General features: G+C 71.0%; 14 protein-coding genes and 1 pseudogene. 13 read left to right on the top strand and 2 right to left on the bottom strand.

All coding sequences use genetic code 11. The annotated features are described in order from the left end of the window. Positions 1-3: 3 nt before the first annotated feature. Positions 4-1,077 (top strand): annotated as a pseudogene (locus ACESMR_RS04655) (glycosyltransferase); the annotation flags it as partial. Positions 1,078-1,233: 156 nt separating this feature from the next. Here ACESMR_RS04655 and ACESMR_RS04650 read toward each other — a convergent pair. After that, positions 1,234-1,881, bottom strand: a complete 648-nt coding sequence (locus ACESMR_RS04650) for a hypothetical protein (RefSeq protein WP_373045491.1) — start codon at positions 1,879-1,881, stop codon at positions 1,234-1,236. 272 nt (positions 1,882-2,153) lie between these two features. On the opposite strand from ACESMR_RS04650, the gene alr reads away from it, so the two are divergent. The 12 genes from alr to rsmI all read left to right on the top strand — a co-directional run bounded on the left by alr (position 2,154) and on the right by rsmI (position 12,185). After that, positions 2,154-3,323, top strand: a complete 1,170-nt coding sequence (gene alr / locus ACESMR_RS04645; RefSeq protein ID WP_373045489.1) for an alanine racemase — start codon at positions 2,154-2,156, stop codon at positions 3,321-3,323. 92 nt (positions 3,324-3,415) lie between these two features. Beyond that, entirely contained in the window at positions 3,416-4,156 is a 741-nt protein-coding gene (locus ACESMR_RS04640; RefSeq protein ID WP_373045487.1) for an MlaE family ABC transporter permease, read from the top strand. A gap of 14 nt (positions 4,157-4,170) precedes the next feature. Further along, positions 4,171-4,908, top strand: coding sequence for an ABC transporter ATP-binding protein (locus ACESMR_RS04635; RefSeq protein WP_373045486.1), 738 nt, complete (start codon positions 4,171-4,173; stop codon positions 4,906-4,908). An 11-nt stretch (positions 4,909-4,919) separates the two neighbouring features. Continuing rightward, positions 4,920-6,548, top strand: coding sequence for an MlaD family protein (locus tag ACESMR_RS04630; protein WP_373045484.1), 1,629 nt, complete (start codon positions 4,920-4,922; stop codon positions 6,546-6,548). Between the two features lie 178 nt (positions 6,549-6,726). Continuing rightward, the gene (rpsP, locus tag ACESMR_RS04625) at positions 6,727-6,981 is read left to right on the top strand and encodes a 30S ribosomal protein S16 (RefSeq protein WP_373045482.1); all 255 of its coding nucleotides are present in this window, start codon (positions 6,727-6,729) and stop codon (positions 6,979-6,981) included. Between the two features lie 17 nt (positions 6,982-6,998). Beyond that, positions 6,999-7,226 (top strand): KH domain-containing protein, encoded by a 228-nt coding sequence (locus ACESMR_RS04620; RefSeq protein ID WP_373045480.1) that lies wholly within the window; start codon positions 6,999-7,001, stop codon positions 7,224-7,226. 5 nt (positions 7,227-7,231) lie between these two features. Further along, positions 7,232-7,732, top strand: a complete 501-nt coding sequence (gene rimM, locus ACESMR_RS04615) for a ribosome maturation factor RimM (protein ID WP_373045478.1) — start codon at positions 7,232-7,234, stop codon at positions 7,730-7,732. 2 nt (positions 7,733-7,734) lie between these two features. Further along, positions 7,735-8,454 (top strand): tRNA (guanosine(37)-N1)-methyltransferase TrmD, encoded by a 720-nt coding sequence (gene trmD, locus ACESMR_RS04610; protein ID WP_373045476.1) that lies wholly within the window; start codon positions 7,735-7,737, stop codon positions 8,452-8,454. Positions 8,455-8,533: 79 nt separating this feature from the next. Beyond that, complete coding sequence (rplS, locus tag ACESMR_RS04605) at positions 8,534-8,917, top strand: 50S ribosomal protein L19 (protein ID WP_373045474.1); 384 nt, start codon at positions 8,534-8,536, stop codon at positions 8,915-8,917. A gap of 115 nt (positions 8,918-9,032) precedes the next feature. After that, positions 9,033-10,934, top strand: coding sequence for a hypothetical protein (locus ACESMR_RS04600; RefSeq protein WP_373045472.1), 1,902 nt, complete (start codon positions 9,033-9,035; stop codon positions 10,932-10,934). Beyond that, positions 10,931-11,332, top strand: a complete 402-nt coding sequence (locus ACESMR_RS04595; RefSeq protein WP_373045470.1) for a YraN family protein — start codon at positions 10,931-10,933, stop codon at positions 11,330-11,332. The genes ACESMR_RS04600 and ACESMR_RS04595 overlap by 4 nt, the downstream gene beginning before the upstream one ends. 10 nt (positions 11,333-11,342) lie before the next feature. After that, positions 11,343-12,185 (top strand): 16S rRNA (cytidine(1402)-2'-O)-methyltransferase, encoded by an 843-nt coding sequence (gene rsmI, locus ACESMR_RS04590; RefSeq protein ID WP_373045468.1) that lies wholly within the window; start codon positions 11,343-11,345, stop codon positions 12,183-12,185. On the opposite strand, the gene ACESMR_RS04585 is transcribed toward rsmI, so the two are convergent. Further along, positions 12,149-14,407 carry a PAS domain S-box protein gene (locus ACESMR_RS04585; protein ID WP_373045466.1) on the bottom strand — a complete coding sequence of 753 codons (2,259 nt, stop codon included), beginning with the start codon at positions 14,405-14,407 and terminating at the stop codon, positions 12,149-12,151. The genes rsmI and ACESMR_RS04585 overlap by 37 nt on opposite strands. Between the last annotated feature and the right edge of the window lie 112 nt (positions 14,408-14,519).

Here is a 14,519-nt window from a genome sequence, read left to right as displayed (position 1 = left end):
ACGATGCGCAAGAACGGCACGACCCCCATCCTCCACTTCGTCAACATCCTCGGGATCGGCGGCGCCGAGGGGCAGTTCGTGGAGCGCGTGCGCAGCACCGACTTCCGCCGCTGGCAGCCGCTGGTGGCGGCGCTCAAGAAGGCCGGGCCGCATCTCTCGGAGTTCCAGCGCCTCGGCCTCGAGCCGAAGGAGTTCCCGCTGGCGGGCTCGTTCGCCCATCCGGCGACCCTCGCCGCGGTGGGCAGACTCGCCGCGTGGATGCGCCTGCAGGGCGTGAAGCTCGTCCACGCCCAGGACTTCTACACCAACCTGCTCGCGGTCCCGGCGGCGCGCCTCGCCGGGGCGAAGGTGATCGTGAGCCGCCTCGACCTCGCCCACTGGCACGGACCGCGGCGCCGCCAGGCGCTGCGCTGGGTGACCAGGCTCGCCGACCGGGTGCAGGTGAACGCGCTGGCGATCAAGCGGCAGCTGATCGAGGAGGAGGGCATCGCGCCGGATCGGATCGAGGTGGTGCTCAACGGCATCGACCTCGATCGCTTCGACCGCCGGCAGCGCCAGCCCCTCGCAGCGCCGCTGCCGGTTCCCGACGGCGCCCGGATGGTGACCGTCGTCGCCAACCTCCACCCGGTGAAGGGGCAGCACGACGTGGTGGAGGGCCTCGCGGCGATCCGCGATCGCTTCCCCGACGTGCACCTGCTGTTGGTGGGGGAGGGCGAGCGCCGTGCCCCGATCGCCGCGCGGGCGCGGGAGCTGGGGATGGAGGAGCGCGTGCACCTCGTCGGCCACCGCACCGACATCCCGGCGATCCTCGCCCGCAGCGAAATCCTGATCTCGTCCAGCTACGCGGAAGGCCTCTCCAACTCGGTGATCGAGGGGATGGCCGCACGCCTGCCCGTGATCGCCACCGCGGTGGGCGGCAGCCCCGAGCTGATCGCCGACGGGGACCTCGGCCTGCTCGTTCCGCCCCGGGCGCCGGCGCGGGTGGCCGACGCGCTGGAGCGGCTGCTCGCGGATGGCGCGATGCGGGAGAGGCTCGGCGCCTCGGCGCGGCGCTTCGTGGAGGCGAACCTGGAGATCGAGACGATGGCCCGGCACTTCGACAGGCTCTACGAGGCGACGCTCGCCGGCACGCCGGTGCAGCGGCCGGAGCAGGAGCCGCTGCGGGCGACGGCCTCAACCCGGCAGCGCGCGCACCTGCGGACCGACCCGCTGGTGCGCGCACGAAGCGGGCGGTTACTCGCGGACCGTCTCTTCGAGGGCGGCGCCGTCCGCATCGGCAGCGTCGACGTCCCGCTGGGGCATCTCGGTGAGCGGCTCGTTGTGCACCACGTGGAGGCCGGTGGGCTGCCCCGGGGGCGGCTTGTCCGCTGCGGAGCCGCTGGTGGAGGCGGCACCCTCCTCGCGGCGGCCCGGCTTGGCGAAGCTCACCGGCGCCTTCGGCCCGCCGGGGAGGGCATGGACCAGCGTCTTCTCCCCGAGCTTGAAGATCACCTCCACCTTGTCCTGGCGGGCGTTCTTCACCAGCCCGAGGCCGAAGGTGGGATGCGCGAGGATCTCCCCCTCGACGAAGCGCTCGCGGGGCGAGTAGGGCTTCGCGTCGGAGGTGTCGCGGCCGGCGAAGAGCTCCTCGAAGGGACGCGTCTCCACCTTCTCCCGCGCGGGCCGGGCCGCTGCAGGGCGCGTGCGGCCCTCGGCGGGGGCGCGCGACGACGCGGTCCTGGTGCCCGGGGGGCCTGCCTTGTAGGCGTGCAGCCCCTGGCAGGTGTTGCAGCGTACCTTGGCGATCTTGTCGGCAACCATCGCGATGATGGTGTGTCCGAGGATCATCCTGCACTTGGTGCAGTACGCGTCGACGTCTCCCCCGACCCGATGTCCAGCCACGATGTGCTCCTTGGAAGCGAAAGGGCGCGCACCCTAAACGATCGCTCCATCGCAAACAATCACCGCGGTCGGGGTGTTGTCGTTGCTGCCACAGCGTGCGGCTGCCGGGACGCGGCCCGCGGGGTGTCGCCCGCCCAAAGGGCCGGAATGCTTGCCGAACCGAAAATGGCCCGGCGCTTGCTCGGTTGGCAGGAGAGGGCGTTTCCAGCCCAACGCGCGTTCCTTGACGCTGCGGAGACGCCGGGATACCCCGGATGTCGAGAAGGAGCTCCATGGCCCGGCAGGCAAATCCCATCGCGCTGCGGCTGCCCCGTCCCACCTGGGACGGCAGCCCGATCCGGCCCACCCTCGCCACCATCGATCTCGACGCGCTGGCCTGGAACTTCCGGCAGCTCAAGGCCTACGCGAGGGCCGAGGTCCTGGCGGTGGTCAAGGCCGACGCCTACGGACACGGCGCCGTGCCCTGCGCCAGGCGGTTGGAGCGCGAGGGCGCCGGCTTCCTCGGCGTCGCCCTCACCGAGGAGGGGCTCGAGCTCCGCGGCGCCGGCGTGGAGACGCCGATCCTCGTCCTCGGCGGCGCCTACGGCGATCGCTTCGACCTGCTCGTCGGCCACGATCTCACGCCGGTGGTCTTCCGGCCCGAGCACCTCGAGGGGCTCGCCGCTGCTGCCAGGGCGCTGGGCCGCGAGGCGGTGGCCCACCTCAAGCTCGACACCGGCATGGGCCGGATTGGCGTGCAGCCGGAGGACCTGCCCGCCTTCCTCGACGCGGCGAAGAGCCACGGCGTGGTCCTCGAGGGGCTCGCCACCCACTTCGCCAACGCCGATCTCGCCGACTCCGCCCTGACCGCACGGCAGATCGAGCGGGCCACCGCAGCCGCCACCTTGATGCGGGAGCGCGGCTTGGGACCCCGCTGGCTCCACCTCGCCAACAGCGCCGCCACCGTGGCGAAGCCCGACGCCCACGGCAGCCTGGTGCGGCCGGGGATCATGCTCTACGGCGAGATGCCCAGCCCGCGCTTCAGCGGCGAGATCTCCCTGCGGCCGGTGCTCCGCTGGACCACCGCGATCACCCACCTCAAGACCGTGCCCGAGGGGACCCCGATCTCCTACGGCTCCCGCTGGACCGCACCGCGGCCGTCGGTCATCGCCACCCTGCCGGTGGGGTATGCCGACGGCTACCCCCGGGCGCTCACCAACACCGGCGAGGTCCTGGTCGGTGGCAGGCGGACGAAGATCGTCGGAAGCGTCTGCATGGACCAGATGATGGTCGACGTGACCGAGGTCCCCGGCGCCGCCGTCGGCGACGAGGTGGTGTTGCTCGGTTGCCAGGGTGGCGAAAATATCGGCGCTGGAGAACTTGCCGCACACACGGGGACGATCCATTACGAGATCTTCTGTGGCATCGGTCCCCGGGTGCCCCGCCGGTTCGTCGGCGGCTGAAACCGCGCCCGGGGCAGTGAGGAACGCCCCTGGGCCAGCTCGGTACAGCGCTCCACGGCTTCTTCGGCGGGATCGGCACCGCGATCCTGCGCGTGCTCTCGGACCTCGGCGGCATCACGCTGCTGGCGTTCGAGGTCTTCGCGCAGGCGCTGCGGCCCCCCTATCGCCTCGGGAACCTGCTCGCCTCCTGCGAGGCGGTGGGCGTCGGCTCGATCTTCGTGGTGGTGCTCACCGGCTTCTTCACCGGCGCAGTCTTCGGCATGCAGCTCGCCATCGCCTTCCGTCTCTTCGACGCGGAATCGCTCGCAGGCGCCACGGTGGCGCTGGCGCTGACCCGTGAGCTGGCGCCGGTGCTCACCGGCCTGATGGTCACCGGCAGGGCGGGCTCGGCCATCGCCACCGAGCTGGGCTCGATGCGGGTCACCGAGCAGATCGATGCCCTCGCCACGATGGCGGTCGATCCGCGCCACTACCTGCTCGTTCCCCGGGTGCTGGCGGGGCTGCTCACCGTGCCGATCCTCTGCATGGTCTTCAACCTGATCGGCCTGCTCGGCTCGTACCTCATCGCCGTGCACGTGCAGGGGATCAGCGAGGCGCAGTTCTGGTCGCGGATCCAGACCTGGGTCGATCTCGCCGACGTCTTCGGCGGCATGATCAAGGCGGGGATCTTCGGCCTGATGATCACCACCATCGCCTGCTACAAGGGGTTCAACGCCAGCGGCGGCGCCAAGGGCGTCGGCGAGGCGACCACCGAAGCGGTGGTGCTCTCCTCGGTCCTCATCCTCGTCAGCGACTATTTCCTCACCGCGCTGATGGTGCCCTGGTGGGATTGATGGCGGAGCGCCCGATGATCGAGGTCATCGACCTCGAGAAATCCTTCGGCTCGAACCACGTCCTCAAGGGGATCAACCTGCGTTGCATGCCGGGGACCACCACGGTGATCCTCGGCGGCTCGGGCTCGGGCAAGTCGGTGCTGATGAAGCACATGATCGGCCTGCTCCACCCCGACGCCGGCCAGGTGCTGGTCGACGGGCAGGAGATCACCCGGCTGAAGCGCCGCGAGCTCAACGACGTCCGGCGCAAATTCGGCATGGTCTTCCAGATGGCGGCGCTCTTCGACTCGATGACCGTGCTCGACAACGTCGCCTTTCCCCTCCGGGAGCACCGCAAGGATCTCTCCGAGAAGCAGATCCGGGAGATCGTCGCGGAGAAGCTCAGGCTGGTGGGTCTCGTGGGGATCGAGGACAAATTTCCGGCGGAGCTCTCGGGCGGCATGCGCAAGCGCGTGGGCCTGGCGCGGGCGGTGGTCCTCGACCCGAAGATCGTGCTCTACGACGAGCCCACCACGGGCCTCGATCCGATCACCACCGACAACGTGGACGAGATGATCCTCGACGCCAAGCGGGAGCTCGGCGTCACCAGCGTCGTCATCAGCCACGACATCGGCTCGGCCTTCAAGGTCGCCGACCAGATGGCTTTTCTCCACCACGGGCGCATCGTCGCCTACGGCCCACCGGAAGCGGTGCGGCAGTCCACCCATCCCCACGTCCGCGAGTTCTTGCAGATGTGGTTCGGCAGGCAATAGGTTGAGCGTCCTTGCGTAACCTCGCCACATCCGTGAAGGTCGGCGTCCTCGTCGTCCTCGGCCTCGTCGCCTTCTTCGTCTTCCTCTCCTTCATCCAGGACCAGGGGTTGAAGGGCGAGATGACCGAGTATTCGGCGGTGATCGCCGATGCGTCCGGCCTTGCGCCCAAGACCCAGGTCCGCGTCGCCGGGATCGCGGTGGGCGAGATCACCCGCATCCAGCTCGAAAACGGGAAGGCCCGGGTCTTCTTCACGGTGCGCTCCGACGTGCCGGTCTACCCGAACGCCGTCCTCGCCAAGCGCAGCGCCTCGCTCCTGGGCGACTTCGTCCTCGACCTGAATCCCGGCGCGCCGCAGGAGCGGAACGTGGAGCCCGCCGGCAACCTCTGGCAGCCGCGGGGCCTGCAGGTGGTGCCGGCGAGCTTCCGCCTCGCGCAGGCGGAAGGGGCGCCGCCACCGGACGAGCCGCTGCCGCCGGGCGGCGAGGTCACCAACGTCAAGGAAGCGGTGCAGATCGAGGCGATCTTCGAGTCCCTCGACGCGATCACCGATGACGTCGAGGTGATCACCGAGTCGCTCCGCGAGGCCCTCGCCGGCGAGGAGACCTCGATCAAGGATCTCATCGCCAACCTCGACCGGATCACCGAGCGCCTCGACGGCACGATCGCTTCCTCTTCGGCGAAACTCGAGGCGATCCTCGACAACACCCAGGCGGTCACCGCCGACATCCGCGCCCTCACCGAGGCGAAGGACGACGAGGTCGGCGAGATCATCACCAACGTCCGCCTGATCACCGAGCAGACCCGGGAGATCCTCTCCTCGGTGCAGGGGATCGTCGGCGAGGACGAGGACGAGCTCCGCGAGTCGGTGGGCGGCGTGCGCAATGCGGTCGCCAGCCTGAACAAATCTTTGGAGAACCTCGAGTCGATCACCGGGAAGATCGAGCGGGGGGAGGGGACGGTGGGCCGCCTCGTCTCCGACAAGGAGCTCGGCGACAAGATCGCCGATGCCGCCTACGACGCCGCGGACTACATCGAGACCCTGACCCAGATCCAGGTCGAGGTGGCGCTCCGCTCCGAGTACCTGATCAACGAGGAGGGGGCGAAGAACTACCTCCAGCTCCGCCTCATCCCCAGGCCCGACAAATACTTCTTCTTCGAGGTGATCGACGATCCCCGGGGCTTCGTCGAGCGCGAGACCGTGGTGCGCAGCCCGCCGGGTTCCGAGGAGGTGGCGAACCAGGAGATCCGGATCACCAGGGACCGGCTCAAATTCTCCGCGCAATTCGCCAAGCGTTACTACTTCACCACCTTCCGCTTCGGCCTGATCGAGTCGACCGGCGGCCTCGGCCTCGACCTCAACTTTCTCGAGGACCACCTGGTCTTCAAGATGGACGCCTTCGACTTCGCCAACCCGGCGAGCGACTACCCGCGGGTCAAGGCGAGCCTCAACCTCCTCTTCCTCTCCCACCTCTTCGTCACCGCCGGCGTCGACGACGTGCTCAACCCGCGGGACGTGGAGGCGAACACGGGCCGCATCCTCCTCGGGCGCGACTACTTCCTCGGCGGCGGCATCTACTTCACCGATCAGGACCTCAAGGCCCTCTTCGGCGTGGGTGTCCCGATCGGCGGGGCGCTCTGACCCGCGCCGGGGGCGGCGGAATCGGCCCGAAGTGCCGCAGGTTGGGGCCTTTCGATGGCGCTCTCACCTTGACACGGGCGCTTGCGTAGGGGTAAAAGCCCCCGCTTTCGCGGGTTTTGAGCCCGACGAGATCATTCCAGGCAGCGGGCTCCTCGCCCGCTCGGAGAGGGAAGAAGACATGGCAGTCCACCTGCGCCTCAGCCGCGCCGGCGCGAAGAAGGCGCCCTACTACCACATCGTCGCTGCCGACTCGCGGAGCCCCCGCGACGGCGCCTTCCTCGACCAGGTCGGCACCTACAACCCGGGCAGCGAGGCGGTCTCCTTCGACACCGACAAGCTCTCGAAGTGGCTGAAGAACGGCGCGGTCCCCACCGTCACCGTCCGCAACCTGCTCAAGAAGCACAAGCCGGAAACCGCCTCCACCGAGGCCTGATCCGCGGAGTCCGACCGGTGCGCGACCTGATCGAATACGCCGCCAGGTGCCTGGTGGACGAGCCCGAGGCCGTCGAGGTCGAGGAGCGTCCCGGCGCCAGCACGGTGTACGAGCTCTCGGTTGCCCCCGGGGATCTCGGCAAGGTGATCGGCAGGCAGGGACGCACCGCCAAGGCGCTGCGGACCCTGCTGGCCGCACGGGCCGAGGTCGAGGGCAAGCGGGCCACCCTGGAAATCCTGGACTGACCGCCGTGATTCGCATCGGGCGCATCGCCCGTCCCCATGGAATCCGGGGGATGGTGGCAGTCACCCTCGACGATCCCGAGAGCGAATCGCTCCTCGGCATCCGGTACGTGCACCTGCGTGCGACCGATGCAGCCCCGCGGCGCATCGTCGTCGTCCGCAGCGCACCGGGGCGCAAGGGGCAGTCGCTCCTCCAGCTCGAGGGACTCACCACGCCCGAGGCGGCAGAAGCGCTGCGCGATCAGGAGGTGCTCCTCGAGGAGGAGCAGCTCCCGAAGCTCCAGCCCGGCGAATATTGGGAGCGCGACCTGCTTCGACTCACCGCGGTGGACGAGGCGGGGCAGGAGCTCGGACCGATCGCCGAGGTGGTGGATACCGCCGACGTGCCGGTGCTGGTGGTGCGGGGGAAGGCGGGGGAGCTCTTCGTCCCCTTCGTCGATCCCTACGTCCTCTCGGTCGACACGGCAGCCGGCAAGGTGGTGGTTGCGCCGCCCGAAATGGCGGAGTAGCCGTGGAATTCGAGATCCTCACGCTCTTCCCCCGGCTCGTCGCGGGACCGCTCGAAGAGAGCATCCTCGGCAAGGCGGTGGAGCGCGGCCACATCTCGGTCCGGGTCCGCGACATCCGGGACCACGCCATCGGCAAGCACCGGGTCACCGACGACACGCCCTATGGCGGCGGCGCCGGGATGGTGATGAAGCCGGAGCCCCTCGTCTCCGCGATCGAGGCGGCGCGGGAGGCGATGGGTGGTCCGAGCCGGGTGGTCCTCATGGATCCCCAGGGGCGGCGCTTCACCCAGGCGGTGGCGCGCGAGCTCCACCGGGCAGAGCGGCTGGTGCTGGTCTGCGGCAGGTACGAAGGATACGACGAGCGCATCCGCGCCTTCGTCGACGACGAGATCTCCATCGGGGATTTCGTGCTCACGGGTGGGGAGCTCGCCGCGCTCAGCGTGGTGGACGCCACCGCCCGGCTCGTTCCCGGCGTGCTGGGCAACGAGGAATCGGCTGGTTTCGAGAGCTTCGAAGAGGGGCTGCTCGAGTACCCGCAGTATACGAGGCCCCCGGAGTTCCGGGGGATGACGGTGCCGGAGATCCTGCTCTCGGGCGACCACGCGAAGATCGCGCGGTGGCGCAGGCAGCAGGCCCTCCTCCGGACGAAGGAGCGGCGACCCGATCTCTTCGCCCAGCTGGAGCTGGGCGAGAAGGACAGGAAGCTGCTCGAGAACGCGTGAGCCGCTGCGCGCGGGGCTTGCCCGACGACGTATGCTCCCGTATGGTGCCGGGCCTTTCGTGGCCTTAGAGGAATAGAAGATGCGCAACCCCGTGATCGCCTCCATCGAGGCCAAGCAGTACCGGTCGGACCTCCCCCACTTCACCACCGGTGACACGATCCGCGTGCACTCCAAGATCAAGGAGGGCGACAAGGAGCGCGTGCAGGTGTTCGAGGGGACGGTGCTCAAGAAGCGCAACGCCGGCCTCCGCTCGACCTTCGCCGTCCGCAAGGTCTCCTACGGCGTCGGTGTGGAGCGCATCTTCCCGATGCACAGCCCCAAGATCGAGAAGATCGAGGTGGTGAGCGGTGGTGCCGTGCGCCGCGCCCGCATCTACTACATCCGTGCGCTGCAGGGTAAGAAGGCCCGCCTCAAGGAAGAGGCCGTCCGCACCGCCGAGACGAAGACCATCCAGGGCGCGTAAGGCGCTCCTGCTGGTCGATGCCAGGGGCCGGTTCTCCTTCGGGGGACCGGCCCCTGGCAGTTCCTGCGGTGCACTTTCCTCTCACGCGGGCCTCTTTCCGCTACCATCGGCTCCCATGCATCTCGTCGAGCTCATCCTCCAGGGCGTCGCCGGCCATCCGCCGCAGGGCAGGCTGCAGCTCGGCCAGGGCCACGTGGTGGTGCAGGGCGGCGCGCCGCTGCTGCCCATCCTCCGGAGCCTCCTCTTCTACGACGGCAGCCCGGACGATGGGACGGCGCAGCTCGCCGCGGCCCCCGGCGCGAAGGTCGGGCTGGTGCTCCGCGGGCGGGACGGCGGGATCTTCCGCCTCGTCCGGGAGCTGCGCGGCGGCTGCACCCTGCAGCGCCTCGACGTGGCGGAGCGGCGCTTCGTGGCGGTGGAGGCGGGCCCCGGCGAGATCGGCCCCTTCCTGCGGGCGCAGGTGGGCGTCCCCTCCCGCCAGATCTTCGAGGAGCTCTTCACCTTCGACCCGGCGCTGCTGCGCGCGGCGGCGGTGCCGGCCCCTGGCGCGCCGCCGCTGCCCGAGCTCGCGCTTCCCGAGCCGGCGCCGGCTGCGCCGGCAGCCGATCCCGCAGAGCTCCGCGGCGGCATCGCCCGCCTCGAGCAGGAGCTGGAGGCGACGCGGCGGGTGGACGAGTTGCAGCGGCAGCTCGACGAGAGCCTCCACCGGCAGGCGGGGCTGCAGCGCGACCGCGACCTGGTGAGGGCGGCGGAGGGCCGGGTGAGCGGCCTGCGCGGCGCGTTGCAGCGCTACGAGGTGCTGGGCGATCTGCCCGACGACGTGGCGCCGCTGGTTGCTGCCTACCGCGCGGCGGATGCCGACCGGGCTGCGGCGCTGCAGCGGATCGAGGCAGACCGCGCCGCGGTGGAGGGGCGCGCGCCGCCCGAGGCGCCGGCGCCGGTCTGGAAGGATCGTCGCTTCCTCGGCGCCTGCGGCTTGGGCTTCGCATCCTTGAGCGTCGCGCTCTTCACCCCGCTGCGGATCGTCGCGCTGCTCGACGTGCCTGCGTTCGGCGTCGCAGCGGCCCTCGCCGTGAAGTGGGTGGGCGAGCTCCAGGCCCTCGACTCGGCGTCGAAGCTCGGTGTGCTCTTCACGGAGCGCGAGCGCAGGGTCGAGGCGCAGTGGGAGGCTGCGACGGCGCCGTTGCGCGCCGCACTCCAGCGGGCGGGGCTGCAGCTTCCGGACGAGTTGGTGGAGCTGGTTCGCGCCAGGGCCGAGGCCCGGGCGCAGGTGGCTGCAGCGGAGGCGGAGCTCGAGGCGGCGCGCGAGGCCCACGGCGGTTCCGCCGCGCTTCTCGAGGAGCTGCACCGGCAGAGCACGGCGATCGAGGAGCAGCTCGCCGGCCTGGCGGCGTCCGCCTATCGCCCGCGCACGATGGTGGAGGCGGAGCTCGCCACGCTCCGGGCGCAGCTCGAGGGCCGGGCGCCGGATTCGGGCGGCGGCACGCTCCTCGGGGCGGCGGTGCCCCTCGCGGCCCGCGCGCTCACACCGGTCGCGCCGGCGCCGCGGAGCCGTACGCCGTTGCCCGGCGTGCTCCAGGCCGGGCCCTCCGCCGATCCCTGCGCCCGCGCGATCGATCATGCGGCGGAGCTGCTCGCTGCCGATCGCCACGAGCTCGGCGGCAGGATGGCGCAGCGGGTGGGGCAATACCTCGCCGCCTTCACCGATCGGCGCCTCGGCGAGGTGGCCCTCTCCAGCACCGCGGGGATGCGCTGCGGCGGCATCCCCTTCGCCGAGCTGCCTGCGGCGGATCGCGGCGTCGCCTTCCTCTCGCTGCAGCTCGCCTTGATCGAGCAGGTGGCGGCGCGGCAGCCCGTACCGGTGATCTACGACGACCCCTTCCACTTCCTCGACGAGGCGAAGCAAGAGCTCCTCGGCCGGATGCTGCAGGGGCTGGGGAAGCGCGCCCAGGTGATCCACCGGACCGAGGCGCCGCCCTTCCTCGCCCACGCCGACACGGTGGCGGCGTTCCGGTGAGCCGCCCGCCTGCACGACCCTCCGAGCGGCGCGCGCGCGGGGACGAGGCGGAGGCGCGGGCCGCCGCCTTCCTCGAGGCGGAGGGCTTCGTCATCCTCGACCGGAACCACCACTGCCGCAGGGGCGAAGTCGATCTCGTGGCTGAAAAGGGCGAGATCCTCGCCTTCGTGGAGGTGCGGAGCAGGCGGGACGACGCCTTCGGCGCGCCGGCGGAGACGGTCACCCTGCGCAAGCGCAGACGGGTGATCGCCGCGGCGATCGACTGGGCCACGCGCGCGGGGCTCCTCGACGCGAGGGCGATCCGCTTCGACGTGATCGCGGTAATCGATCGCGGGGAGGGCGAGGTCTCGATCGATTGGATTCCGGCGGCCTTCGACGCCACCGGGGCGCCGTGTTAGGTAGCGCGCCATGACGACGACAGCCGGCACCCTCTACCTCGTGGGCACGCCCATCGGGAACCTCGGCGACATCAGCCAGCGCGCCGTGGAGGTGCTGCGGTCGGTGGACGTCGTCGCTTGCGAGGACACCCGGCGCACCCGCATCCTCCTCGACCGCTACGGCATCGCCACCAGGACCACCTCGCTCCCCGCCTTCGACGAGGCGCGCAGGGCAGGGGGACTGATCGAGCGCCTCGCCGGCGGTGCGAGCATCGCGCTCGTCACCGACGCGGGAATGCCCGGCGTGAGCGATCCGGGCGCGGAGGTGGTGCGCCTCGCAGTGGAGGCCGGGGTCACGGTGGTGCCGGTTCCCGGTCCGTCGGCGCCGCTGGCAGCGTTGGCGGCGAGCGGCCTGCCCACCGAGCGCTTCACCTTCTTCGGCTTCCTGCCGCGGAAGGGCGGCGCCCGCAGGGATGCGATGGCGGAGCTCGCCGTTGCCCCGGGCACGCTGCTCCTCTTCGAATCGCCGCGGCGGCTGCACGATACGCTGCTCGATCTGCGCGAGGCGCTCGGCGACAGGCGGGCCTGCGTCGCCAGGGAGCTCACCAAGCTCCACGAGGAATTCGTGCGCGGCCGGCTCTCCGAGCTGGCGACGCATTTCGCCGGCGAGGTCCTCGGCGAGATCACCCTGGTGATCGAGGGCCGGACGGGGCCTGCCCCGGCGGAAGCGGCGGCCGATCCCGACGAGCTGCTCCGCGCCCGCCTCGCAGCGGGGGTCTCGGTGCGGGACGCAGCCCGCGAGGTGGCGGAGGCGACGGGCCTGCCGAAGAAGCCGCTCTACCAGCGCGCGCTGGAGCTCGCCTCCGGGCGCTGATCGCATGCGTTGCCGAGGCGCCGGGCGAGGGTGAGCCGCACCAGGGTGCCGTGGGGCAGCGGCCGGATCGACGCGTCGCCGCCGTGGGCCCTGGCGATCTCGCGGACGATGAAGAGGCCCAGGCCGAGGCTCTGGGTCACGGGTGCGTCGGGACGCGGCCCCTGGCGGAAGGGCAGGAAGAGCTGGGGCAGCAGGGCCCCGTCGATGGGCCTGCCCTCGTTCTCCACCTCGATGGCGAACTCGTCCTCGCTGCTGCTCCAGCGCAGCGCGATCCGTCCCTCGCCATATTTGACCGCGTTGGCGAGGAGGTTCGAGAGGGCCTGCTCGATCCGGCCCGGATCGCAGCGGAGCTCGCCGGCTCCCTCGCCGCTGCAGATCACCGTCCGATCCGGCGCGAGGAGCTGCGCCTCCGCCGCCGCCGCCCTGCAGATCGCGCCGATGTCCGCATCGCTCGCGGTGAGCGAGAGGCCCCTGCCGACCCGGGCCTGGGTGTAGTCGAGCAGATCGCGCGTGATCCGGCGCATCCGCTCGGCGGTGCCGTGGATCCGCTCGAGGCCGCGGCGCTCGCTGGGCGAGAGGCTCGCGCTCCGCAGCAGCACCCCGGCGGTGGTGAGCATCGCGGCCAGGGGGCTGCGGAGGTCGTGGCTCACCACGCCGATGAGCTGGTGCTGGAACTCCTCGAGCTGCTTGCGGTCCGAGGCGTCGAAGAGGAAGGCGGTGCCCGTCTCGCCACCCACCGCGTCCAGGGCGGCGGTGAGGATCACCGGGACCCGGCTGCCGTCCTTGCGCAGGCAGACCTTCTCGGTGGGACGGATGACGCCGCTCCGTTGCAGCTCGTCGGCGGTGTCGGCGCCCAATTGCGCCTGATCCGGCGGGGTCAACGCGTACCAGTTGATCCGCCCGGCGCGGAGGTCGGCTTCGTCGTAACCGAAGGTGCGGAGGTACTCGCGGTTCGCGTCGAGGATCTGCCCGTCCATCCGCCACGTGCACATACCGAGGAGGTCGAGCTCGAAGATCCGGCGGAAGCGGGCCTCGCTCGCCTCGAGGGCCTCGCGGATCTGCTTGTGCTCGTGCATGTCGGTGTTGCTGCCGAACCAGCGCAGGATCCTGCCGTCCTCGTCGCGCTGCGGCAGCGCCCTGCCGAGAAACCAGCGGTAGCTTCCGTCCGCGGCGCGGAGCCGGACCTCCACCTCGTAGGCGGCACCGGTCCTCACTGCGCGCTTCCAGGCGGCGAAGCAGGTGGACCGATCGTCCGGATGGACGACCATCGACCAACCCCAGCCGTCCGCCTGCCCGGGCTCCAGGCCCGTGTATTCGTACCAGCGCGGGCTGTAGTACTCGAGGGACCCGTCCGCCGCTGCAATCCAGACCTGCTGCGGGATGCTCTCGAGGCAGAAGCGCAGGCGTCGCTCGCTGTCGCGCAGCGCCTCCTCCATCCGCTTGCGATCGGTGATGTCGATCGTGGTGCCGAGGCCGGCGACCACGGCGCCCGAGCCGTCGCGCAGCGGCACCGCGCTCATCCGCAACCACCGCTCCGTGCCGTCGTCGCGGATCTGCCGCGCCTCCACCCCTTCGACCGGCTCGCCCTCGCGGATCGCGCGTGCGATCGGGCCCGGGCCGGTCGAGCCCCACGGGCGGGCGGCGAGCTCCAGCGGAGCCGGCGCCGCGTTCTCGCCGAGCGTGTCGAAGGCGCGGTTGGTCTGGAGGACGCGGCCGCTCGGCACCTCGGTGAGCACCACGCCCACCGGCAGCGCCTCGAGGATCGCCTCGAGCTTGTCCCGCTTGCGCTCGAGGGCGCGGCTCAGCTCGTGCCGCTCGAGCTCCTTGCGGTGCTGTTCCTCGATGTCGACCGCGGCGCCGACGAACTCCACCACGGCGCCGTCTCCATCGCGAACCGGCACGATGCGCACGGCGAAGCGCCGATAGGCGCCGCGGGCCCCACGGAAGCGGCACTCGGTCTGGACGATGCGCGGGTGCTCGAGCAGGTGGTCGAGCGTCGTGCGCGCGCCGGGGCGATCGTCGGGGTGGACGAGATCCAGCCAGCCCTCGTCGGCAGCCACCTCCGCGGGCCTTCCGGTATAGGCGACCCACGCCGGCGAGCTGGCGATGTTGCGACCGTGTCGATCGGCACGGAAAGCCAGCTGCCCGGTCGCTTCGCAGAGCGCGTCGAAACGCGCCTGCGCCGTCGCCAGCTCCCGCTCCAGGCGCTGCCGATCGCTCACGTCGCGCTGCGCGTTTTCGTCTTGCTTGTCTGCGTGCCCAACCGCCACCCCGATCGGCAGGCCCATCCCCGACCCCCCCTGTCGCGAAGGGGGCATCTTGTCACAAAAGCAT

Source organism: Vulgatibacter sp., from assembly GCF_041687135.1.
Classification (GTDB): Bacteria; Myxococcota; Myxococcia; order Myxococcales; family Vulgatibacteraceae; genus JAWLCN01.
Note: the sequence above shows the minus strand (reverse complement) of the source record. Positions and strands in the feature narration are given on the sequence as shown.

What these genes read in the sequence shown, in the direction of transcription:
- alr (WP_373045489.1), top strand. Translation starts at nt 2,154, where the DNA reads ATGGCCCGGCAGGCAAATCCCATCGCGCTGCGGCTGCCCCGTCCCACC.
- ACESMR_RS04635 (WP_373045486.1), top strand. Translation starts at nt 4,171, where the DNA reads ATGATCGAGGTCATCGACCTCGAGAAATCCTTCGGCTCGAACCACGTC.
- rpsP (WP_373045482.1), top strand. Translation starts at nt 6,727, where the DNA reads ATGGCAGTCCACCTGCGCCTCAGCCGCGCCGGCGCGAAGAAGGCGCCC.
- rplS (WP_373045474.1), top strand. Translation starts at nt 8,534, where the DNA reads ATGCGCAACCCCGTGATCGCCTCCATCGAGGCCAAGCAGTACCGGTCG.
- ACESMR_RS04600 (WP_373045472.1), top strand. Translation starts at nt 9,033, where the DNA reads ATGCATCTCGTCGAGCTCATCCTCCAGGGCGTCGCCGGCCATCCGCCG.
- rsmI (WP_373045468.1), top strand. Translation starts at nt 11,343, where the DNA reads ATGACGACGACAGCCGGCACCCTCTACCTCGTGGGCACGCCCATCGGG.